Origin of the sequence: Streptomyces albospinus (assembly GCF_014648695.1) — a bacterium.
Lineage (GTDB): Bacteria > Actinomycetota > Actinomycetes > Streptomycetales > Streptomycetaceae > Streptomyces > Streptomyces albospinus.
This window is the reverse complement of the sequence record NZ_BMRP01000003.1, coordinates 327,016-348,965: the sequence shown is the minus strand read 5'-3', so window position 1 is coordinate 348,965 and position 21,950 is coordinate 327,016. Positions and strand designations below refer to the sequence as shown.

Genomic DNA, 21,950 nt, shown 5'->3' with positions numbered 1-21,950 from the left:
CGCGAGATCAGTCATGCAGTCCCGTCCACGGCCCGTGACGCAGTCACCCGAGACCCGTCACGCAGTTACGCAGATACGCAGCAAGGACGTTCCGCCGCACATAAGGACTCCGTATGTCCACTGCCCCGCTCCCCGCGACGCCCCCGCCGCAGCCGTCGTCCACGACCGCGCGCCGCACCGGCCGGCTGTTCGCGCTCACCGGCGCCGTCGTAGGCGTCATCTACGGCTATGACACCGGCAGCATCTCCGGTGCCCTCGTGTTCCTGAGCAAGGACTTCAACCTCACCGAGACCGAAAAAGGGCTGGTCAACAGCGTCCTTGTGTTCGGTTCGATTCTCGGCGCGCTGATCGGCGGCAAGCTCGCCGACGCGCTCGGCCGCAAGGCCGCGATGCTGATCGTCGCCGGCTCGTACGCGGTGTTCGTCGCGCTGTCCGCCGTCGCCCCCAATGTCGAGACGCTCGACGCGGTCCGATTCCTGCTCGGCGTCGCCATCGGCATCTCGATCGTCGCCGCCCCGCTCTATGTCGCCGAATCCACCCCGGCCCGTATCCGGGGCGCCTCCGTAGCCGCGTATCAGGTGGCGACCGTCGTCGGCATCGTGATCACGTATTTCGTCAACTGGGGCCTGTCCGGCGGCGGTCACTGGCGCTGGATGCTCGGCCTCTCCGCGATTCCCGCGGCACTCGTGGTGATTCCGCTGCTCCGCCTTCCGGACACGCCCCGGTGGTACGTCCTCAAGGGGCGCACGGAACGGGCCGTCGAGGTCATGGCGACGACCGACCCGGACGTCGATCCGCGCGCGGAGGTGGCCGCGGTGCAGGTCGCACTCGCCGCGGAGAGCGGCGGCTCGGTGCGCTCGATGCTGCGCAAGCCGTACGCCCGCGCCGCGTTCTTCGTCGTCGGCCTCGGCTTCTTCTGCCAGATCACCGGCATCAACGCCGTGACGTACTACAGCCCGCAGATCTTCGAGGAGATGGGCTTCACCGGCAACGGCCAGAATTTCCTGCTGCCGTCCTTCGTCGAACTCGCCTCGCTGGCCGCGGCGGTGCTCGCCATCCTCATCATCGACCGCCTCGGCCGCCGGGTGGTGCTGCTCTGCGGGATCGGCACGATGGCGGTGATGCTCGCCGTCCTGACCGTCGTGTTCAGCACGGGAGATCTGCACGGCACCACCACGTGGGTGGGATTCGGCGCCATCCTCCTGTTCACCGCCGCCTTCAACTTCGGCTTCGGGTCGCTGATCTGGGTCTACGCGAGCGAGGCGTTCCCCGCCCAACTGCGCTCCACGGGAGCATCGGTGATGCTCACCGCCGACCTGGTGGCCAACCTGCTGATCGCCCAGTTCTTCCCCTCCCTCATGGCCAAGGCGGGCGCCGCGGCGACCTTCGCCGGCCTGGGGGTGCTCGCGCTGGCCGCCCTCGTCTTCGCCGCGTTCACCGCGCCCGAGACCAAGGGGCGCCAGCTGGAGGAGATTCAGGATTACTGGCGCAACGGCGGGAGCTGGCCCGACACTTCCGCGCCCGGCCCGGTCGGTGCCGGACCGCTCGACAATCCGGCTGCGTCGTCCCCCTCGGCTCCCTGAGGTGACCGCATGGGCGTCTTCTCCTGAGCTGACGGACAGTCAACACGTTTCCCGCCCGACGATGGCCGCCGGGTGCTGTTCGCCTGCCCTCCCATAACTGCTCAGGAGTCATCACCATGCCGTTCTCCGCGTCCGCCGCGCGTTGCGCACCAGTCGTCCCCGGCAGCCCGTCCGGTGCCGTGTCCGATCTCGAACGGGGTGGCGGCAGCCGCCTCGACCGCCGTATCGAGCGCCTGCGGGAGGCCGCGCAGGCCGACCAGCGGCTGGACGGCGTGCTGCTGTACGGGTCGTGGACGCTGGGGGAGGCCGACGAGCACTCGGACATCGAGGCGTACCTCTTCGTCCGCGACGGGGAGGAAGAAGGCTTCGACGGGCGGGAATTCGTCGGCCGCCTGGCGCCGTTGAAGCTGGCGTACACCAACATGTACGGCATTTTCGCCGTGGTCTTCGGTGACCTGATGCGCGGTGAATTCCATGTCGAGGCGGCTAGGCCCGGGGTCGCCGAGGTCACCACGTGGCGTGGCGTGGTGCACCTGCCCGACCCCGACGCGGCCGTGCTGCTCGACCGCAGCGGACGGCTGACCGCAGCCGCCCGTACGCTCGCCGAGCACTGCCCGCCCGACCCGGTGACCACCGCCCAGCAGCTCACCGACGAGCTCACCAACTGGACGCTGATGCTCGCCCAGGTGCTGGCCCGCGGCGAGACGGCCCGTGCCCATGCGCTGCTGCACACCGTCATCGCCCCGCAGCAGCTCCAGCTCTGCCGGCTGCTGCGCGGATCCACCGTGCACTGGCTGACGCCCGGCCGGGCGCTGGAAGCGGATCTTCCGGCGGGCGACGTCGAGCGGTACACGGCGACCACCGCGCCCGCCCGCCAGGCGGACGTGCGGATCGCCGCGCGGCGGAGCTGGCAGTGGAGCCGGGAGCTCGCGTCGAAGGCGGCAGCCCGGTGGGGCACGGCATTCTCTGCCGGACTGCACGACGAGATCGGTGGGCTGCTGGGCATCCGCAACGGCGGACGGGTGGCGTGATCGCCCCGTTCGGCACGCGGCCCGGACCGCCGGAGGGAACCGGCGGCCCGGGCCGTGGTGTGTGCGGCGGGGCGTTGTCTCAGGACGGCAGCTGCTCCCGGTAGCCCTCCAGGGCAGGAGCGGTCTTCGTCGCGATGAACTCGGTGATGCGGTACTCGCAGACCCCGGCGACGACGAAGGGGTCCACGGCGGTGATCTTCTCGACGGTCGCACGGTCGATCCCGGCGGCGAGGATCACGCCCCCGTTGCGCGGGTTCTTGCGGCCGGAGGCGATGAAATGCCCGGCGGCGTACTCCTTGTCCAGCCACTCCACGTGGTCCTGGAGGACGGCGTCGACGCGTTCGACGGGCGCGGTATAGGTCAGTTCCAGTACGAACATGCCTGCAATATACGAGGCGGGGGGCGCGCGACGCGGACGTGCCCTGCCGGGCGGGGAAACGCGCAGGCCGGAGGGGATGGCCGAGGGTGCGGAGCGGCCCTGCGCTCCTGTTGGGGGTTCGGTAGCGTTGCGGTCACCATGGACATTCCCGGAATCATCTCCTGCGACGACGAGCTGCGGCACTGGCCGGCGGACGAAGCCCGGGCCCGCGCGGTCCAGGACCGGTTGCGGGCCCACGTACGGCTCGACGAACCCGGCCCGGAACCGGGTTTCGAGGGCACCGTGGTCGGCGTGGACGTCGCCTACGACGACGCGCGCGATGTGGTCGCCGCGGCGGCCGTCGCCCTCGACGCACGGACGCTCGCGGTCGTCGACGAGGCCACCGCCGTCGGCCCGGTCTCCTTCCCGTACGTCCCCGGGCTGCTCGCCTTCCGTGAGATACCCACCGTGTTGGACGCGCTCGCCCGCCTCGCCCGCACGCCCGGCCTGGTGGTCTGCGACGGCTACGGGCTCGCGCACCCGCGCCGGTTCGGTCTCGCCAGCCACCTCGGAGTGCTGACCGGACTGCCCACCATCGGCGTGGCCAAGAACCCCTTCACTTTCCGGTACGTGCCTCCGGGGCCGGAGCGCGGCGACACCTCGCCCCTTCTGGACGACGGGACGCCCAGGGGGGAGCCGGAGGAGGTAGGACGTGCGCTGCGCACCCAACGGGGCGTCAAGCCGGTGTTCGTGTCCGTAGGGCACCGGGTCGATCTCGACCGGGCATGCGCCCATACGCTCCGTCTGGCGACCTCCTACCGGCTTCCGGAGACGACCCGGGCCGCCGACTCCCTGTGCCGACGGGCGCTCGCGGGCATCTGACGGCCCGGCCGCCCACTACCCCCGGATGATCACCCGGAAACCGATGCCGGCGCCCTGGAGGCGGCGCGTCAGCGCCTCACCCATGGCGACCGCGGTCGTCACCTGTCCCGCGGTCTCCGGGAGATCGTCGAAGGCCAGGCTCAGCGCCGACTCGGCGAGTATCTTCGCCGTCTCGTCGTAGCCGGGGTCGCCGCCCGCGACCTCGGTGATCAGCTGCTCGCCGCCTCCCGAGGCGACGAAACGCACCCGGAACCAGCTGCGTGCCCGCCGCTCCTCACCGGGGCCGGCACCCGGTTCCAGACGGCCCGACAGCCAGCGGCGGGCGGGCGGCATCTGGGCCAGCGCGCACAGCGCACCGGCGCCCAGGACCCCGCCCACGGCGGTCGGCAGCCGCCGCACGGCCGCGTAGTGGCGGTAGCGGAAGTCGGGCCCGTAGCGGTCGAGGGCGGCGGCCGAGCGGGCGACGATCTGCGGGTCGACGGTCGGCAGCGGGATGCCCCAGGTGCCGGTTTCGGCGCTCCGGAGGGGCGGTCCGACCGGGGCGCGTACGGTGCGGCCGGCGGGCCGCGGTTCCACCTGACGGCGTTCCCGGGCGGCCCGCGCCATGGCGGCCGGGCGGGAGACGGCGGTCAGTGCGGAGGCGAGGGTTCCGCCGGAGAAGGCGGCGTTGGTCCGTACGAAGCCGTCGATGCGCAGCGGGACTCCCTCGGGGAGCAGCCCCACCGTGTAGCGCACCCCCAGGTCGTGCGGGACGGAGTCGAAGCCGCAGGCGTGGACGAGGCGCGCCCCGGAGGCGCGGGCCGTCGCGTCGTGGCGGAGATACATGCGGTCGATGAACTCCGGCTCGCCGGTGAGGTCGAGATAGTCCGTGCCGGCCCCGGCGCAGGCCGCGACCAGGGGCTCACCGTGGAGCAGATAGGGGCCGACCGTAGTGGCCAGGACCCTGGTGTCGGCGGCGAGGGCGTGCAGCGAGCCGGGGTCGGCGCTGTCCGCCCGGAGGAGCGGGAGGCCGGCGCAGGCCGGGTTGACCGAGGCCAACCGGTCGCGCAGCCGCTCCAGTTTGGCGGTGCTGCGTCCGGCGAGCGCCCAGCGGCAGTCGTCGGGGGCGTGCCTGGCCAGGTATGCGGCGGTGAGCGCGCCCGCGAACCCGGTCGCACCGTACAGGACGAGGTCATGGGCCCGTCCGGAGATGTCCTGCCGTCGCATGGTCCGTCCTCTCGGGGTGACGTCCGGACCCTAAGGACCCACTGGCGCCCCGTCAACGATCAGCCACCACCGTCGGGTTGGCGGCCCGCCTCGATGAGGCATCGGGCGCTCCGCCTTGACGCGGCGGGGGAGCGGGAAGAGATTCGTTGGCGACATGGGATATCCGACGTCCGGATTGCCGGGTACGTACGGAAGGGGGTGCCGGGCGGCGGCTGGAGGAGGGCGGGTTCCTGTGATGGCGCATCCTGCGGACGGTCCTCACCGGGCGGGGAGCTGGTACGAGGAGGTCACCCCGCGCCAGTGGAAGGCGATGTTCGCCGCCTGGATCGGCTATCTCCTCGACGGATTCGACTTCGTGCTGATCACGCTGGTGCTGACCGAGATCGCCGGTGAGTTCCGCCTGGACGCCGCGACCGCCGCCTCGCTGGTGTCCGGCGCGTTCATCACCCGGTGGCTGGGCGGTGCGGTCCTCGGCGCGATGGGCGACCGCCACGGCCGCAAGGCCGCCATGGTCGCCGGCATCCTGTTGTACTCGCTGGGCACCTTCGCCTGCGGATTCGCCTGGAACTACACCAGCCTGTTCGCCGCCCGGCTGGTGATCGGCCTGGGCATGGCGGGGGAATACAGCGCGAGCGTGACGTATGTGCTGGAGACCTGGCCGGTCCGGCTGCGCAACCGGGCATCCGGATTCCTGATCTCCGGATACGCGGGCGGCACGGTCCTCGCGGCCGAGCTCTACGCCTGGGTGGTCCCCGCCTGGGGCTGGCGACCGCTCTTCTGGATCGGGGTGCTGCCCGTCCTGGTCGCCGTATGGGTGCGCAGATCGCTGCCCGAAGCGGGCGACTGGCAGGTGGAGATCGGCGGCGCGCCGTCCGGTGGAGGGGAGCGGCGTCCGGAACGCCCGAATCCGTTCCGTCCGTTGTTCACCGGACGCCTCCGCCGCTGGGGCAATACGGTGCTGGCGGTGGCCGCGTGCGCCGCGCTGTTCTGCGTCTTCACGCCCGTCGGCGCGGGACATGCGCTCTGGCCGGCCGTTGCCGCGGCGCTGTGCCTGCTCGCGTTCGCCGGGCAGCTCGGCGGGCGCCGGGGAGCGTTGCTGTACGTGTCCCTGATGGCGACGGTGTTCTGCGCGTTCCTGTACAGCTGGCCCCTCCAGGCGCTGCTGCCCACGTATCTGAAGACCGAACTGGGCTACGCGCCGGGGCAGGTCGCCGACGTGATGTTCTACGCGGGGTTCGGGACGATGGCGGGCTGCTGGCTGGCGGGATTCACCGGCGACCGGCTCGGCACCCGGCGGGCCTACGCGTACACCCTGCTGGCCTCGTTGGCGCTCGTCTTCCCGGTGTTCGCGGTCCGCGGGAGCCTCGTGGGGCTCGGGGTGCTGCTGTTCGGGCTGCTCGCGCTCAGCCAGGGCATCTCCGGCATCCTGCCGAAGTACATCGCGGGCCACTTCCCGACCGCGACCCGCGCCGCGTCGCTGGGCTTCGTCTACAACGTCGGTGCCCTGGGCGGCGCGGTGGCCCCGGTTCTCGGGGCGCGGCTGGCCGAGGGCATGTCCTTGGGGCGGGCCTTGGCGGTGCTCACCTTCGGGCTGACGCTGGTGGTCGTCGTCCTCGTGGGCGGCGATGTCCCGCGGAGGCTGGGGCGGCTGCTGGACCGTCAGCTGACCGGGGACCGCCTGGTGCCCGAGGCGCCGGTCGGGAGAGCGGGTGCGGGTCCGGGGCAGGCGTCGCCCGACTCCGCCTGATCGGGACCGGACGGTTGCCCGCGTCCTAAAGAGGGGCAGCCCCTCTTACTCGGTGCTGTCGTCCCGCCGTCCCAGCGCCACCCCGCGCACGCCCTCCAGCTCGGTCAGCGCCTCGACCAAGGGGTGCGCCGAACCGTTCCCCTCCAGGCAGAGCAGCGCCTCCGCCGGGACCCAGGCATCGCCCGAACCGTTCTCCACCTGGACGTCGGTGACCCGGAAGCCGCTGCCGGTGCACAGCTCCAACATCTGCCCCAGCAGTCCGTTTTGCGACCGGTAGGACAGGCGCAGCACGACCCGGTCGAAGGACTGCTCCGACCCGATCCGTTCCGAGACCTTCGAGAAGCCGCGCACGATGAGGAAGTGCACCGCGGTCGCGCCGATGGCCAGCAGGGGCAGCCCGCCGCCGCACGCCATGCCGATGGCGCAGGTCAGCCAGATGGTGGCGGCGGTCGTCAGCCCGCGGACCGCGTCCTTCCTGACGAAGATCAGCCCGCCTCCGATGAAGCCGATGCCGGAGACGACCTGCGCGGCGACGCGGGACGGGTCGAGGGTGACGCCGTCCATGCCCAGAACCGAGCCGAAGCCGTGGATGGACACCTCCATAAACAGCGCGCTGCCCACGCCGACGAGAGTGTGGGTGCGCAGCCCGGCACTCTTCTGCCGGGCTTCGCGCTCCAGCCCGATCAGCGAGGACAGCAGCAGGGCTATCGCGAGCTCGGCGAACTGCCGCAGCCCCTGGCCGTCGTGGAAGTCGAACAGTGTGGTGGCGAGGTGTGACATGACGGCATTGTCCCTCCGCCGGCCCGGCGTTCGGCGCTGCGCGGGCCGTTGTCAGTGGTCGCGGTTAGCGTGGAATGCGATGGGCGGCGCGGGCGTACGCGCGGCCCGCCGGCAGGCACCGCGGGCGGTGCCGGACGGGGGAACGGACATGGAGGCAGGCATGGCGACGGCAGTGGCACCGGCGGTGGAGCCCCGCCGCTGCATAGCCCCGGGGAAGGTCATCGCCGAGTTCGGCGGGGGATAGCGGCGCAGCGGCAGCAGGCGCGCGAAGGCCCGCGACGGCGATGGCAGTTGAGCATCGTCGGCGTGGGCTTTTTCGGTGGTGGCCACTTGGCTCGGGGGGCTTGTGGAAAGTGGAACACGTTCTTAACATCACGAGTGTTACATCAGAAGTGTCACAGTGCGGAAGGCATGGGGCGCGATGACGCAGTCAGGGAACGGCCCGCTGAGCGGCGTGCGGGTGGTGGAGCTCGCCGGCATCGGCCCCGGCCCGTTCGCGGCCATGCTGCTGGCCGATCTGGGCGCCGATGTCGTCCGGGTCGACCGGCCCGGCGGCGCCGGGCTGCGCATCGATCCGGCCCACGACATCACCAACCGCAACAAACGCTCGGTGCTGGTGGATCTCAAGCAGCCCGGCGGGGTGGCGCAGGTGCTCGACCTGGCCGAGCGGGCCGACGTCCTGGTGGAGGGATACCGCCCCGGTGTGGCCGAGCGGCTCGGCGTCGGACCCGAGGAATGCCTGGCACGCAATCCGCGGCTGGTCTACGGCCGGATGACCGGCTGGGGGCAGCAGGGCCCGCTGGCCGACACCGCGGGACACGACATCGGCTATATCGCCATCACCGGCGCCCTCGGCATGATCGGCCCGGCCGACGGCCCGCCCGCCATCCCCGCCAACCTCGTGGGCGACTACGCAGGGGGCTCGCTCTATCTGGTCATCGGCGTCCTCGCGGCCCTCCAGCACGCCCGTGCCGAGGGCGGGACGGGCCAGGTCGTCGACGCCGCCATCGTCGACGGCACCGCCCATCTGACGGCGATGATCCACGGCATGCTGGCTGCCGGCGGCTGGCAGGACCGGCGCGGCGCCAATCTGCTCGACGGCGGCACGCCGTTCTACGACACGTACGCGACCGCGGACGGCGGCTATATGGCCGTCGGCGCCCTGGAGCAGCGTTTCTACGCCGAATTCATCCGCCTGCTCGGCATCGAGGACGACGTTCCCGGCCGCGACGACCTCGCCGCCTGGGAGGAGCTGCGGACCGCCATCGCCGCCCGGTTCCGGACCCGTACGCGAGAGGAATGGACCGCGGTCTTCCAGGAATCCGACGCCTGCGTGGCGCCCGTGCTGTCGCTGCGCGAGGCCCCCGGGCATCCGCATCTCGCCGCCCGCGGCACCTTCGTCGACCACGCCGGCATCACCCAGCCCGCCCCCGCGCCCCGCTTCTCGGACACCCCCGGAACGCTCCGCAGACCCCCCGCCCAGCCGGGCGCGGACACCGAAGAGGTCGCCCGCGACTGGCGGATCCCCAGCCTCGCGGTCCCGCCCGAAGATCCGTGCCGCGCCGAAGGCAAGGACCCGGTCAGCTGATGGAACTCGCCACCACGCTTCAGTACGCGGCCGATCCACGCCAGGCCGTCGAAGAGGTCGCCGCCCTCGAACGGGCCGGACTGGACGCCATCTGGGTCGCCGAGGCATACGGCTTCGACTCGCCCACGGTCATGGGCTTCCTCGCGGCCCGCACGGAGCACGCCAAGATCGGCTCGGCGATCCTCAACGTCTACTCCCGCACGCCCGCCCTGATCGCCCAGACCGCCGCCGGGCTGGACGCCCTCTCCGGCGGGCGTGCGCTGCTCGGCCTGGGCGCCTCCGGCCCGCAGGTCATCGAGGGCTGGCACGGCAAGCCCTACGACAAACCCCGGGGCCGCACCCGCGAGACCATCGAGCTGTGCCGCCGCATCTGGCGCCGCGAGGTCATCGACCACCACGGCATCACCGACATGCCGCTGCCCGCCGAGAAGGGCGGCCGGCTCGGCAAGCCGCTGAAGATCCTCACCCGACCCGTGCGCCCCGAGATCCCGGTGTATGTCGCGGCGCTCGGGCCGGCCAACGTCCGGCTGACCGCCGAGATCGCCGACGGCTGGCTGCCCACCCTCTTCATCCCGGAGAGGGCCGGCGCCGTCTGGGGCACCCCGCTCGCCGAGGGCACCGCCCGGCGCGATCCGGCGCGCGGCCCGTTGGAGACCGTCGCCGGTGGCCTGCTCGCCATCGGGAAGGACGCCGCCGCCGCGCGCGACCTGGCCCGCCCGACCATCGCGCTGTACGTCGGCGGCATGGGTGCGAAGGGCAAGAACTTCTACCACGATCTCGCCGTCGCCTACGGCTACGAAGAGGCCGCGCACACCATCCAGGACCTCTATCTCGCGGGCCGTAAGCGCGAGGCCGAGGCGGCGGTGCCGGACGAGTTCTGCGAGCTGATGTCGCTGTGCGGGCCCGAAGGCTACGTCCGCGAGCGGATCGCCGCGTTCCGGGAGGCCGGCGTGACCATGCTCAATGTCCACCCCATAGGCCCAGACCCCGCGAAGCTGATCGAGACCGTCAAGAACTGGCTCTGAGGAACCGTACGAATGCCGCGTCCGCCCGGACGCCGGCCCCGGCCCCTCGGCCGAGCCGCCCCGCCGCCCGCCCGGAACAAACGCCTCGAAGGGAAAACAGTGTGAAGCGCCAGATCTTCACCGAGGACCACGACGCCTTCCGCGAGACCGTCCGCACCTTCCTCGCCAAGGAGGTGGCGCCGTATTACGAGCAGTGGGAGAAGGACGGCATCGTCAGCCGGGACGCCTGGCGGGCCGCCGGCAGACAGGGGCTGCTCGGCCTGGCCGTGCCCGCGGAGTACGGCGGCGGCGGGGAGAGCGACTTCCGCTACAGCGCCGTGCTGGCCGAGGAGTTCACCCGGGCCGGAGCCGCCGGGCTCGCCGTCGGACTGCACAACGACATCATCGGCCCCTACCTGACCTCGCTCGCCACCGACGAGCAGAAGCGCCGCTGGCTGCCCGGCTTCTGCAGCGGCGAGACGATCACCGCCATCGCGATGACCGAGCCCGGCGCCGGCTCCGACCTCCAGGGCATCCGCACCTCGGCCGAGGACCGCGGCGACCACTGGATCCTCAACGGCTCCAAGACCTTCATCTCCAACGGCATCCTCGCCGACCTCGTCATCGTCGTCGCCAAGACCACCCCCGAGGGCGGCGCGCACGGCCTGAGCCTGCTGGTCGTCGAGCGCGGCATGGAGGGCTTCGAGCGCGGTCGCAACCTCGACAAGATCGGCCAGAAGTCCCAGGACACCGCCGAGCTGTTCTTCCACGACGTGCGGGTGCCCAAGGAGAACCTGCTGGGCGAACTCAACGGCGCCTTCGTCCACCTGATGACCAACCTCGCGCAGGAGCGCATGGGCATAGCGATCGCCGGGATCGCCGGCGCCGAGCACCTGTTGGAGATCACCACCCGGTACGTCAAGGAGCGCGAGGCGTTCGGACGGCCGCTGGCGAAGCTCCAGCACATACGCTTCGAGATCGCCGAGATGGCGACCGAGTGCGCCGTCACCCGCACCTTCCTCGACCGCTGCATCGCCGACCACTCGGACGGCACGCTCGACGCGGTGCACGCCTCCATGGCCAAGTGGTGGGCCACCGAACTCCAGAAGCGGGTCGCCGACCGCTGCCTCCAACTCCACGGCGGCTACGGCTATATGACCGAGTACCGCGTGGCCAAGGCGTTCACCGACGGCCGCATCCAGACCATCTACGGAGGGACGACCGAGATCATGAAGGAGATCATCGGCCGCTCCCTCCTCGGCTAACCCTCCCCGACTGCGCCTTCCCGGGCCCGGGTCGTCAGCGGCTGACGCCGCGGCCCCCGGACCCCCGGCCGGAAAGAAAGGCTTCTCTGTGAGCACCGAAGCGTATGTGTACGACGCGATCCGCACCCCCCGCGGCCGTGGCAAGGCCAACGGCGCACTGCACGGCACCAAGCCGATCGACCTGGTCGTCGGTTTGATCCACGAAGTCCGCCGGCGCTTCCCCGGTCTGGATCCGGCCGCGATCGACGACATCGTCCTCGGCGTCGTCGGACCGGTCGGCGACCAGGGATCCGACATCGCCCGGATCGCCGCGATCGCAGCCGGACTGCCCGACACCGTCGCCGGCGTCCAGGAGAACCGCTTCTGTGCCTCCGGCCTCGAAGCCGTCAACATGGCCGCAGCCAAGGTTCGGTCGGGCTGGGAGGACCTGGTGCTGGCGGGGGGCGTCGAGTCGATGTCGCGGGTCCCGATGGCCTCCGACGGCGGCGCCTGGTTCGCCGACCCGATGACCAACTTCGACACCGGCTTCGTCCCCCAGGGCATCGGCGCCGACCTCATCGCCACCATCGAGGGCTACTCCCGCCGCGATGTCGACGAGTTCGCCGCGCTCTCCCAGGAGCGCGCCGCCGCCGCGTGGAAGGACGGCCGCTTCGAGCGCTCCGTCGTTCCCGTACGCGACCGGAACGGCCTGATCGTCCTCGACCACGACGAGCACCTGCGCCCCGGCACCACCGCCGACTCCCTGGCCGCCCTCAAGCCGTCCTTCGCCGCCATCGGGGACGCCGGCGGCTTCGACGCGGTGGCCCTCCAGAATTACCACTGGGTCGAGAAGATCGACCATGTCCACCACGCCGGCAACTCCTCCGGCATCGTGGACGGCGCGGCGCTGGTCGCCATCGGCTCCAAGGAGGTCGGCGAGCGCTACGGCCTCACCCCGCGGGCCCGCATCATCTCCGCCGCGGTCTCCGGCTCCGAGCCGACGATCATGCTCACCGGCCCCGCGCCGGCCAGCCGCAAGGCCCTCGCAAAGGCCGGACTGACCATCGACGACATCGATCTCGTCGAGATCAACGAGGCGTTCGCCGCCGTCGTCCTGCGCTTCGTCAAGGACATGGGCCTGAGCCTCGACAAGGTCAACGTCAACGGCGGCGCCATCGCCCTGGGCCACCCCCTCGGCGCCACCGGCGCGATGATCCTCGGCACCCTGATCGACGAACTGGAGCGACAGGACAAGCGCTACGGCCTGGCCACCCTCTGTGTCGGCGGCGGTATGGGCATCGCCACCGTCATCGAGCGCCTCTGACCCCTCGTCCCACCCACTACGGAGTACGTACCCATGAGTGAATCCGCTGCCGTGTCGACCATCCGCTGGGAGCAGGACGAGACCGGCGTCGTCACCCTGGTCCTGGACGACCCGGACCAGTCCGCCAACACCATGAACAACGCCTTCAAGACCGCCCTCACCGCGGTCGCCGACCGCCTGGAGGCCGAGAAGGACAGCATCCGCGGCATCATCTTCACCTCCGCCAAGAAGACCTTCTTCGCCGGCGGCGACCTGCGCGATCTGATCGCCGTCACGCCCGAGCAGGCCCAGCAGGCGTTCGAGGCGGGCAACGGCATCAAGCGCGATCTGCGCCGTATCGAGACGCTCGGCAAGCCCGTCGTCGCCGCCATCAACGGCGCGGCGCTCGGCGGCGGTTACGAGATCGCCCTGGCCTGCCACCACCGCATCGCCCTCGACACCCCCGGCACCAAGATCGGCCTGCCCGAGGTCACCCTCGGCCTGCTGCCCGCCGGCGGCGGTGTGACCCGCACGGTCCGGCTGCTGGGCATCACCGACGCGCTGCTGAAGGTGCTGCTCCAGGGGACCCAGTACAACGCCACCCGCGCCAAGGACAACGGGCTGATCCACGAGGTCGCCCGCACCCCCGACGAACTGCTCGCCAAGGCCCGGGAGTTCATCGACGCCCACCCCGAGTCCCAGCAGCCCTGGGACGTCAAGGGCTACAGGATCCCCGGCGGCACCCCGGCGCACCCCAAGTTCGCCGCCAACCTCCCGGCGTTCCCCGCCAACCTCAAGAAGCAGCTCAACGGCGCTCCGTACCCGGCGCCGCGCAACATCCTCGCCGCGGCCGTCGAGGGCTCCCAGGTCGACTTCGAGACCGCCCAGACCATCGAGGCGCGCTACTTCGTCGAACTGGTCACCGGCCAGGTCTCCAAGAACATGATCCAGGCGTTCTTCTTCGACCTCCAGGCAGTCAACTCCGGTGCCAACCGCCCCAAGGACATCGCCCCGCGCACCGTCGAGAAGGTCGCGGTGCTGGGCGCCGGCATGATGGGCGCCGGCATCGCCTACGCCTGCGCCAAGGCCGGCATCGAGGTCGTCCTCAAGGACGTCACCCCGGAGGCGGCCCAGAAGGGCAAGGCGTACTCCGAGGGGCTGCTCGCCAAGGCGCTCTCCAAGGGGCGGACGACGGAGGCGCAGCGCGACGAGCTGCTGGCACGGATCACGCCCACCGCCGAGCCGGCCGACCTCGCGGGCTGCGACGCCGTCATCGAGGCGGTCTTCGAGGACGTGGCCCTCAAGCACAAGGTGTTCAAGGAGATCCAGCACATCGTCGCGCCCGACGCGCTGCTGTGCTCCAACACCTCCACCCTGCCGATCACCCTGCTCGCCGAAGGCGTCGAGCGGGACGCCGACTTCATCGGGCTGCACTTCTTCTCGCCGGTCGACAAGATGCCGCTGGTGGAGATCATCAAGGGCGAGCGGACCGGCGACGAGGCGCTGGCCCGCGCCTTCGACCTGGTGCGCCAGATCAAGAAGACCCCGATCGTCGTCAACGACTCCCGTGGCTTCTTCACCTCCCGCGTCATCGGCCACTTCATCAACGAAGGCGTGGCGATGATCGGCGAGGGCCTGGACCCGGCCTCCGTCGAGCAGGCCGCCGCCCAGGCCGGCTACCCGGCCAAAGTGCTGTCCTTGATGGACGAGCTGACCCTCACCCTCCCGCGCAAGATCCGCAACGAGACCAGGAGGGCCGTCGAGGAGGCCGGCGGCACCTGGCAGCCGCACCCGGCCGACGCCGTCATCGACCGCATGGTGGACGACTTCGACCGCCCCGGACGCAGCGGCGGCGCCGGCTTCTACGAGTACGGCGAGGACGGCCGGCGGACCGGCCTGTGGCCGGGGCTGCGCGAGCACTTCCAGCAGGAGGGCGCCGCCATCCCGTTCGTCGACATGCAGGAGCGGATGCTCTTCTCCGAGGCGCTGGACACCGTCCGCTGCCTGGAGGAGGGCGTGCTCACCTCCGTCGCCGACGCCAACATCGGCTCCATCTTCGGCATCGGCTTCCCGGGCTGGACCGGCGGTGTGCTCCAGTACATCAACGGGTACCAGGGTGGGCCAGGGCGGGAGAAAGCCGCCGGGCCGGGCCGGGAGGAACTCGTCGGCCTGACCGGATTCGTGGCCCGCGCCCGCGAGTTGCAGGCGGCCTACGGCGACCGGTTCGCGCCCTGTGCGCTGCTGGTCGAGAAGGCCGAGAAGGGGGAGCGGTTCAGCGACTGAGCCGGGCCGGGGGCGGGCCGACGCGGCCCGCCCCCGTCACCCCTCGCTCCGGGCGCCGCCCTCGCCCTTGCCGAACCACTCGCGCAGCTCCTCCTTCATCGACCGCTGGAAGGCGGTGACCAGTGCCTGCACCACCATCGGCTGCATATGGGCGGAGAGCGACTTCATCCGCGCCATCTCCTCCTCGTCCGGCCCGCCGTCCCGGTACGGCCCCCATACCTCGTCCTTGAAGAGCCGGCTCAGCTCACGGGCCGCCGAGCGGGTGTGCTCGATGACGACGGTGCGCGCCGCGAGGATGGTCTCCAGCGCGATCGGGACATCGAGCAGCCGCGTCCCCAGATGCAGCAGCCCCGGATCGACCCGGAAGACCTGCGGGTCCTTTGTCCGGACGAGTACGCTCATCGCCGCCAGCCGGTCCAGGTCCTCCTCGGTCAGCTCCCGGCCGGCCCGCCGCTCCAACTGCTCCCTGGTCGCGTCCTCCGCCTTGTCGGGGACCCAACTGGCCACCAGCGCCCGGTGGATGGCCAGGTCCTGGGCGCTCAGATCGGGCGGTAGCTGCGCCAGGTAGCGTTCGATCGCGGACAGGGTCAGGCCCTGGTGCTGGAGTTCCTCGATGAGCGCTAGCCGCGAGAGGTGGTCCGGTCCGTAGCGGCCGACCCGCCGCGGGCCGATCTCGGGGGGCGGCAGCAGACCGCGGGTGCTGTAGAAGCGGATCGTGCGGACCGTGACGCCGGCGCGGGCGGCCAGTTCGTCGACCGTCAGGTCGGTGGCGGACTCCATCATGTTCAACAGTATTGCTGTCTCACCACTCTTGTGAAACCTTCTGGGCCGCTCGGCGCCGCAGTCAGGAAACCCGTTCGGTCCGCAGATCGGGCCCAGGTCATCGGCAGGCCGCCTCGACCACGATCCGGCGCACGCCCGGCCGACCGGGCGAACTCCCCCCGCCCGCCCTGCTGTTGTGCAACGCCGAGGATCACGGCGCACCGCCCGCCCTGTCCTGGCGCGCGCCGGATGCGCCCCGACGGCGGACGCTCAGCCGCGCCGAGGTCCGCCGCCGGATCGGCGAGCCGGCCGCCGGGTACCGCGCCGGGCCGGCGAGTGCGTCCGTGCCCGCGCCGCCGGAGGCGGTGCGGTTCCGCGCAGGTTTCGGCATCGTGATCGTGGACGCATGGGGCTGGTCGAGACGGTCGGAGTGGCCACGACCAGCAGCCCCGGAGGCTTCCGGCCGGGCTTGGCCGGCCGGCCGACGGGCCTGGAGGTACGGACGGTCTGGAGGTACGGACGGCACCGGACGGGAGATCGAGGTCCGGGGGCGACCGGTCGTACCCGGTCGCTCCGCTGGTGCCGGGACGCCGAGCCGGCTCCGGCCCGGGGGCTCGGCGCGGCATCGCGGGGACGGTGGCGCAGCCGGCCCGGCATTCGGCCGTGCGGGAGGGGATCGAGCGGCGGGCCGTGGAGGCCGCCAAGACCCGCCTGAACCGCGTGGAGCAGGTCAAGCGATTTTCGCTGCTGAGCTAGGAGGGGGTTCCGGAATCTGGCGCACTTACGCTGCCGTTGACGCTGCGGCGCCGTGTTATTCGACACAAATGCGGACAAGTCTTGGGGCGAATGTCCGCCATGTGATCTCACCCACAGACGGGGGAGCGGTTTCCGGGGAAGGTGTGCCGTCGGCCGTTCGCGCGATCCGCGGAGCCGGTCTTTGGTCCTGATCTCCCTGAAAGCGAGATGAACCAGTAGTGAGCGCAGAAACCGTCGTGGATGAAGCACAAATCTCATCAGACGGAGGGAGAGAGACCCGGCAGGACGCGGGCGACGCCGGTTACAGCAAGGGGCTGAAGGGCCGGCACATCAACATGATCGCCATCGGCGGGGCGATCGGTACGGGTCTGTTCCTGGGGGCCGGCGGCCGTCTGCACTCGGCAGGACCGGCGCTGGCCATCGCGTACGCGGTGTGCGGCCTGTTCGCCTTCTTCGTCGTCCGGGCCCTCGGTGAGCTGGTGCTGCACCGTCCGTCATCCGGTTCGTTCGTCTCGTACGCCCGGGAGTTCCTGGGCGAGAAGGGCGCCTACGTCGCGGGCTGGATGTACGTCGTGAACTGGTCGACCACCGGTATCGCCGACATCACCGCGATCGCCCTGTACACCCACTACTGGAGCCTGTTCACCAGCATTCCGCAGTGGGTGATGGCGCTGATCGCGCTGGCGGTGGTGCTCTCGATCAACCTGATCTCGGTGAAGATCTTCGGTGAGATGGAGTTCTGGTTCGCGATCATCAAGGTCGCGGCGCTGGTCGTCTTCATGTTCATCGGCATCTTCCTGCTGGCCACCCAGCACCCGGTCGACGGGCACACACCGGGTCTGCACCTGATCACCGACAACGGGGGCATCTTCCCGACGGGTCTGATGCCCGTGGTGATCGTGCTCCAGGGCGTGGTCTTCGCGTATTCCGCGGTGGAGCTGGTCGGTGTGACCGCCGGTGAGACCAGCGAGCCGCACAAGGTCGTGCCGAAGGCCGTGAACTCGATCATGTGGCGGGTCGGCATCTTCTACGTCGGCTCGGTGGTCCTGCTGGCGATGCTGCTGCCGTGGAACGTCTTCAGCGCCAATGAGAGCCCCTTCGTCACCGTGCTGTCCCACGTCGGTATCCCGCACGCCGGCGATGTGATGAACCTCGTCGTGCTCACCGCGGCGATGTCCAGCCTGAACTCCGGGCTGTACTCCACCGGCCGCATCCTGCGCTCGATGTCCATGGCGGGCTCCGCGCCGAAGTTCGCCGCGCGGATGAACCGCAACCAGGTGCCGTACGGCGGCATCATGCTCACCTCCTCGGTGTGCGTGCTCGGTGTCGGGCTCAACTACTGGCTGCCGGGCAAGGCGTTCGAGATCGTGATCAACATCGCGGCGCTGGGCATCGTCAGCACCTGGTGCACGATCATGATCTGCCACATGGTGTTCGTCCGGCGCTCGAAGGCCGGGCTGGTGCAGCGTCCGCGGTTCCGCCTCCCCGGCACGCCGGTCACCGACATCGCCACCATCGCCTTCCTGCTCGGCGTCATCGTGCTCATGTGGTTCGACGACGGCGTCGGCCGGCAGACCGTGATGCTGATCCCGGTCCTGGCCGCGGCGCTGGTCGGCGGCTGGTTCGCGGTGCGCGGCAGGGTCAACCGGATCGCCCGGGAACGCGAACTCGCCGAGTAGCCGCGCCATCAGGCGCGCCTGAGCGACACAGGGTGGCTGCGGAGGCCCGACGGGCTTCCGCAGCCGCCCTTTCGCACGGTCCGCGCTGCCCGGAGCGGCGGCCGGACCCCACGCTCCCGGCCGATTGTCAGTGGTCGCCCTTACCGTTGAGACATGGCTGAGAGAACGGGGGATGCCATGGGAATCGTCTACGTCAAAGGGGACGCCACCGCGCCGCAGGGCAAGGGCGTCAAGATGATCGTGCATGTCTGCAACGACCTCGGGGGCTGGGGCAAGGGCTTCGTGCTGGCCGTCTCCCGGCGCTGGCCGGAGCCCGAGCGGGCCTACCGTCGCTGGCACCGCGAGCGCGCGCGGAACGACTTCGGCCTGGGTGCAGCCCAGTTCGTGCCGGTCGCGGACCATCTGTGGGTGGCCAATCTCGTGGGGCAGCGGGGCATGAGGACCGGCAGCAAGGGCGTGCCGGTGCGGTACGAGGCGATAGCCGCCGGGCTGGGCCGGGTGGCGGACCGAGCGCTGGAGCTCGGTGCCTCGGTCCATATGCCGCGTATCGGCTGCGGGCTGGCGGGTGGTAAGTGGTCCCGGATGGAGCCGCTGATATCCGCCCGGCTCGTCGAGCGCGGGGTCGCGGTGACGGTCTACGACTCCCAATGAAGATGTCAAGGCGGTGAGGATCTTCAGCTCGGCGATGGCATCCGCGTCGGGACGGACCGGTTCCAGGTCACGTCGCATCCGGGTCTGGTCGGCGATGATCGCCGCGTCCCGGGCGTCGGTCTTCCCCTGGCCTCGGTAGCCGGCCGTCGCCCGGTTGACTGCCAGTCCGGGCAGGTGGAACACGGGCTGGCCTGAGGACCACTGAGACCAGCGGCGGCCGGCGGCGTCCCGCCGGGCTGCCGTCGGCCGCCGCACCGGGAGCGGTCGTTCGCCGGTCAGCCGCCGAGCAGCGGATAGTGGTCGGAGAGATCGGTGTAGGTGTAGTCCTTGCCCCAGCTGGAGACGGTCCAGGGCGCCGACTCCTCCTTGATCACGGTGTTCTGCCAACGAGCGGGCCGGGCATGGCCGTTGCGGTACAGGACGTAGTCCAGGTCCTCGCGGGGGTCGTTCGGGTAGCGGTACCTGGCGATGGAGTTCTCCTGCGTGTCGAAGGAGTACGGATGGCCGGTGCGGCTGTCGGCCGGGGCCAGATTGCCGTTGCGGAGCAGCGCGCCGTATTCGGCGCCGTGCGAGTCGACGTTCATGTCGCCGGCGACGATGACCTCCTCGTCCGCCGGGATGTTCTTGGCGGTGAGGAAGGCGTCCATCTCCTTGAGCTGATCGGCGCGGTCGGCGGCGGCCTCGCCGGACCGACAGCCCGAGTCGGTGGACTGGGTGTGGGTGCCGACCACATGCACCCTGCTGCCGTTCACATCCAACACCGCATACACAAAGCCCTTGTTGGAGAAGGAGTCCGAACCACAGGCGTCCTCGTAGACGTACTGTTCCTTGCGCAGGATCGGCCACTTGCTCAGCAGCGTCACCCCGCCGTCCTCGGGGACCACTGCCGAGTAGGCGCCGCCGGTGGCGTCCCAGCCGCTCTTGCTGCGCCCGACCACCGGGGTCTGGTGCGGGTACTGCGCCGCCGCGTTCGCCTTCAGCGCGTCGGAGGAGGAGTTGTCGAAGGCTTCCTGGAGCACGACGACGTCATTGCCCTGGAAGAAGCCGGCGGCCGGGATCGCCCGGGCGCGGTGGTCCTGGCCCCAGTTGGGAGAGAGGTTCTTGCTCATGAGGAAGGTGTTGTAGGTGAGCACCTTGAGGCGGGGGACGCCTGCGGACGGTGCGGTCGCGGACGGTGCGCCGTTCGCCGACGCGGCGGGGGACGCGACGGCCAGGGTGGCGGCGAGGGCTGCGGCTATCGCGACGGCCCTGGCGGTGCGCGGCGTGGGGTGCGGCACTGAATCTCCCTGTGGGGGTGGGGACATGAGGCGTGGGATCCGGCGACGCACATCAAATCAGCTGGGGTTACTTCCAGGTAACGGGTCGGAGGGCACGAGATTGACAGACCGAAGCACTTGCCGGTGATGTCCCGCCGGGCTGCGCTGATGCCGCTGTAGACGGTGGAGATCAACCCCGCCTCGCGGTTCCGGCGCCGCGCCTAGAGGGTCGGAGCACCCCGCCGCGACGGTATGGCCTGCGTCGGCTCGGCCACGTCCGAGGAATTTGACGCTGCGTCAGTTATTGCCGCTCCAGGGCGCTGGCCCCGTCGTCGACACCGGCGTCGACGGCCACCCGGACTTCCGCGCCGAGCCCTGCGCGCCGGGAGCACACCACCCTGGTCCGCGCCCCGGTCGACGCGCTGCGACTCTTCGGCGACGACCCCACGTCGGACGAGACCGAGGAGTACTACCGCGAGACGCGGGACGTCGGCCGCGTCGGGGAGCTGAGGGCTGCGGGCTGAGGGCTGAAGGACCGTCCTCTGCTGCCGGGTTGGGGGGCGTTCTGCGCGTACCGCGAACCCTTGTGGCCGAGCGGCTGGAGTCGGACCGGCCGGTGCGCGATGTCCTCGGCGAGATGGTCCATCCGCGGAAGCCGCCGGTGCGGTGGGTCCCGGAACTTCTGTGGCGGCCGTTCGCGGCGCTTGCAGCGCACGGCGCGCTGCCGGTCGCCGTCGGCGTGCTGCTGCCCGCGTTGCGTGCGCGGCCCGGGTCGCGCCGGACGGGCCGGTAGCGGTGCCGGCTGCGGTGGTTCGCCCGCCCGGCGCGCTGCCCGATGGTCGTGTGCCGTCGTCGCCGGGGATCGCCCCGGCGCTGTTCCTGGCGCAGGGGAACACCCACCGGCCCGGGGCGCCCGCATGCCCGCCGACCGCTGGGGGCCACCGTATGATGAGTAATGATATGAATACGGTACGAATGGCTCCAATTCCCCCGCCGCCCGGAGGTGTGCTCTGGTCGCTGGTCGGGGACATCCGGACGGTGCTGACGCTGCCCGCCGCACTGACGATGCAGGTCGCGCACCCCGCGGTGAGTGCCGGTGTGGACGATCACTCGGTATACCGTACGGACCCGTGGGGGCGCGGCGAGCGCTCGCTGGTCTCGCTCCAGCTGTGGGTCTACGGCGGGGAGCAGGCGGTCGAGGAAGGGCGCCGGCTGCGGAAGCTGCACCGGACCATTCAGGGCACCGACGCCCACGGCCGCCCGTACCACGCGCTCACCCCCGCCCACTACGCCTGGGTGCACGCCACCGGCTTCCCCGTGTTCCAGCACACCCGACGCTATCTCGGGCGCCCCTTCACCCCGGCGCAGGAGCGGCAGCTCTACGCGGAGTGGCTCCAGGTCGGCCGGGTCCTCGGCATCGACGACCGCGATATGCCGCAGACCATCGAGGAGTTCTGGCCGTACTACCGCAAGGTGCTCGACAACGAGCTGGAAGAGACCGTCGTGGTAAGGGAGTTGATCGCCACCGACCGGCCGCTGCCGGCCCCGGACCGCGGGCCGCGGGCGGTGCGGTGGCTGCTGCGGCTGACCTGGCCGGTGCTGCTGCCGCGGTTCGTGCGCTTCCGGCGGTTCGTCACGATCGGGCTGATGCCGCCGGACGCGCGGCGGGCCATCGGACTGGAGTGGACCGACGAACAGGAGCGGCGGCTGCGGCAGTTCGGGCGGGTGGTGCGGTTCGTGGTGCCGCTGCTGCCGGAGCGGCTGCGGTTCATGCCGCTCGCGCGGCGGGCGCGCCGGGCGCACCGGGCGGCCCGCCGGTAGCGGGGGAGGAGCGGCG

At 71.0% G+C, this 21,950-nt stretch carries 19 protein-coding genes and 1 pseudogene; 14 read left to right on the top strand and 6 right to left on the bottom strand.

Translation table 11 applies throughout. The features are described 5' to 3' along the window. Positions 1-113 precede the first annotated feature (113 nt). Together IEZ17_RS07095 and IEZ17_RS07090 are read left to right on the top strand one after the other, a co-directional pair. Complete coding sequence (locus IEZ17_RS07095) at positions 114-1,583, top strand: sugar porter family MFS transporter (RefSeq protein WP_189297506.1); 1,470 nt, start codon at positions 114-116, stop codon at positions 1,581-1,583. A gap of 116 nt (positions 1,584-1,699) precedes the next feature. After that, the gene (locus tag IEZ17_RS07090) at positions 1,700-2,614 is read left to right on the top strand and encodes a nucleotidyltransferase domain-containing protein (protein WP_229851973.1); all 915 of its coding nucleotides are present in this window, start codon (positions 1,700-1,702) and stop codon (positions 2,612-2,614) included. 79 nt (positions 2,615-2,693) lie between these two features. Here IEZ17_RS07090 and IEZ17_RS07085 read toward each other — a convergent pair whose 3' ends face one another. Next, entirely contained in the window at positions 2,694-2,993 is a 300-nt protein-coding gene (locus IEZ17_RS07085) for a YciI family protein (RefSeq protein WP_189297504.1), read from the bottom strand. Between the two features lie 138 nt (positions 2,994-3,131). Here IEZ17_RS07085 and IEZ17_RS07080 point away from each other — a divergent pair, with 138 nt between their 5' ends. Further along, the gene (locus IEZ17_RS07080) at positions 3,132-3,854 is read left to right on the top strand and encodes an endonuclease V (RefSeq protein WP_189297502.1); all 723 of its coding nucleotides are present in this window, start codon (positions 3,132-3,134) and stop codon (positions 3,852-3,854) included. A gap of 15 nt (positions 3,855-3,869) precedes the next feature. Here IEZ17_RS07080 and IEZ17_RS07075 read toward each other — a convergent pair whose 3' ends face one another. Beyond that, on the bottom strand, positions 3,870-5,060 hold the full coding sequence (locus IEZ17_RS07075; protein WP_189297500.1) for a saccharopine dehydrogenase family protein: 1,191 nt from the start codon (positions 5,058-5,060) through the stop codon (positions 3,870-3,872). A gap of 235 nt (positions 5,061-5,295) precedes the next feature. On the opposite strand from IEZ17_RS07075, the gene IEZ17_RS07070 reads away from it, so the two are divergent. Next, positions 5,296-6,807 carry a sialate:H+ symport family MFS transporter gene (locus IEZ17_RS07070; RefSeq protein ID WP_189297498.1) on the top strand — a complete coding sequence of 504 codons (1,512 nt, stop codon included), beginning with the start codon at positions 5,296-5,298 and terminating at the stop codon, positions 6,805-6,807. A gap of 45 nt (positions 6,808-6,852) precedes the next feature. Here the strand turns inward: IEZ17_RS07070 and IEZ17_RS07065 are convergent, their stop codons facing one another. After that, positions 6,853-7,587 carry an MgtC/SapB family protein gene (locus IEZ17_RS07065; RefSeq protein WP_189297496.1) on the bottom strand — a complete coding sequence of 245 codons (735 nt, stop codon included), beginning with the start codon at positions 7,585-7,587 and terminating at the stop codon, positions 6,853-6,855. Positions 7,588-8,008: 421 nt separating this feature from the next. Here IEZ17_RS07065 and IEZ17_RS07060 point away from each other — a divergent pair, with 421 nt between their 5' ends. The 5 genes from IEZ17_RS07060 (at position 8,009) to IEZ17_RS07040 (ending at position 15,009) form a co-directional block, all read left to right on the top strand. Further along, positions 8,009-9,175: a CaiB/BaiF CoA transferase family protein gene (locus tag IEZ17_RS07060; RefSeq protein ID WP_189297494.1), complete on the top strand. Its 1,167-nt coding sequence runs from the start codon at positions 8,009-8,011 to the stop codon at positions 9,173-9,175. Further along, positions 9,175-10,200 (top strand): LLM class F420-dependent oxidoreductase, encoded by a 1,026-nt coding sequence (locus IEZ17_RS07055; protein ID WP_189297492.1) that lies wholly within the window; start codon positions 9,175-9,177, stop codon positions 10,198-10,200. Before IEZ17_RS07060 ends, IEZ17_RS07055 begins: the two co-directional genes overlap by 1 nt. 101 nt (positions 10,201-10,301) lie before the next feature. Then, positions 10,302-11,444 (top strand): acyl-CoA dehydrogenase family protein, encoded by a 1,143-nt coding sequence (locus IEZ17_RS07050; RefSeq protein ID WP_189297490.1) that lies wholly within the window; start codon positions 10,302-10,304, stop codon positions 11,442-11,444. Between the two features lie 88 nt (positions 11,445-11,532). Continuing rightward, positions 11,533-12,747 (top strand): acetyl-CoA C-acetyltransferase, encoded by a 1,215-nt coding sequence (locus tag IEZ17_RS07045; protein ID WP_189297488.1) that lies wholly within the window; start codon positions 11,533-11,535, stop codon positions 12,745-12,747. Positions 12,748-12,780: 33 nt separating this feature from the next. Next, a complete protein-coding gene (locus IEZ17_RS07040) occupies positions 12,781-15,009 on the top strand; it encodes a 3-hydroxyacyl-CoA dehydrogenase NAD-binding domain-containing protein (RefSeq protein WP_189297486.1) in 2,229 nt (742 codons plus the stop codon). Positions 15,010-15,045: 36 nt separating this feature from the next. Here the strand turns inward: IEZ17_RS07040 and IEZ17_RS07035 are convergent, their stop codons facing one another. After that, positions 15,046-15,792 carry a MerR family transcriptional regulator gene (locus IEZ17_RS07035; protein ID WP_189297484.1) on the bottom strand — a complete coding sequence of 249 codons (747 nt, stop codon included), beginning with the start codon at positions 15,790-15,792 and terminating at the stop codon, positions 15,046-15,048. A gap of 558 nt (positions 15,793-16,350) precedes the next feature. Here IEZ17_RS07035 and IEZ17_RS07030 point away from each other — a divergent pair. From IEZ17_RS07030 to IEZ17_RS07020, 3 genes are all read left to right on the top strand, one after another. Continuing rightward, positions 16,351-16,527: a hypothetical protein gene (locus IEZ17_RS07030; protein ID WP_189297483.1), complete on the top strand. Its 177-nt coding sequence runs from the start codon at positions 16,351-16,353 to the stop codon at positions 16,525-16,527. Positions 16,528-16,763: 236 nt separating this feature from the next. After that, the gene (locus IEZ17_RS07025) at positions 16,764-18,206 is read left to right on the top strand and encodes an amino acid permease (protein WP_189297481.1); all 1,443 of its coding nucleotides are present in this window, start codon (positions 16,764-16,766) and stop codon (positions 18,204-18,206) included. Between the two features lie 153 nt (positions 18,207-18,359). Beyond that, on the top strand, positions 18,360-18,857 hold the full coding sequence (locus IEZ17_RS07020; protein ID WP_189297479.1) for a macro domain-containing protein: 498 nt from the start codon (positions 18,360-18,362) through the stop codon (positions 18,855-18,857). On the opposite strand, the pseudogene IEZ17_RS43795 reads toward IEZ17_RS07020, so the two are convergent. Further along, a pseudogene (locus IEZ17_RS43795) lies at positions 18,831-19,049 on the bottom strand (IS110 family transposase); the annotation flags it as partial. The gene IEZ17_RS07020 and the pseudogene IEZ17_RS43795 overlap by 27 nt on opposite strands. A gap of 83 nt (positions 19,050-19,132) precedes the next feature. After that, positions 19,133-20,134 (bottom strand): sphingomyelin phosphodiesterase, encoded by a 1,002-nt coding sequence (gene sph / locus IEZ17_RS07010; RefSeq protein WP_189297477.1) that lies wholly within the window; start codon positions 20,132-20,134, stop codon positions 19,133-19,135. Between the two features lie 565 nt (positions 20,135-20,699). On the opposite strand from sph, the gene IEZ17_RS07005 reads away from it, so the two are divergent. Both IEZ17_RS07005 and IEZ17_RS07000 read left to right on the top strand, forming a co-directional pair. After that, positions 20,700-20,906, top strand: a complete 207-nt coding sequence (locus IEZ17_RS07005) for a hypothetical protein (RefSeq protein WP_189297475.1) — start codon at positions 20,700-20,702, stop codon at positions 20,904-20,906. Between the two features lie 182 nt (positions 20,907-21,088). Continuing rightward, a complete protein-coding gene (locus tag IEZ17_RS07000; protein ID WP_189297473.1) occupies positions 21,089-21,934 on the top strand; it encodes an oxygenase MpaB family protein in 846 nt (281 codons plus the stop codon). Positions 21,935-21,950 lie beyond the last annotated feature (16 nt).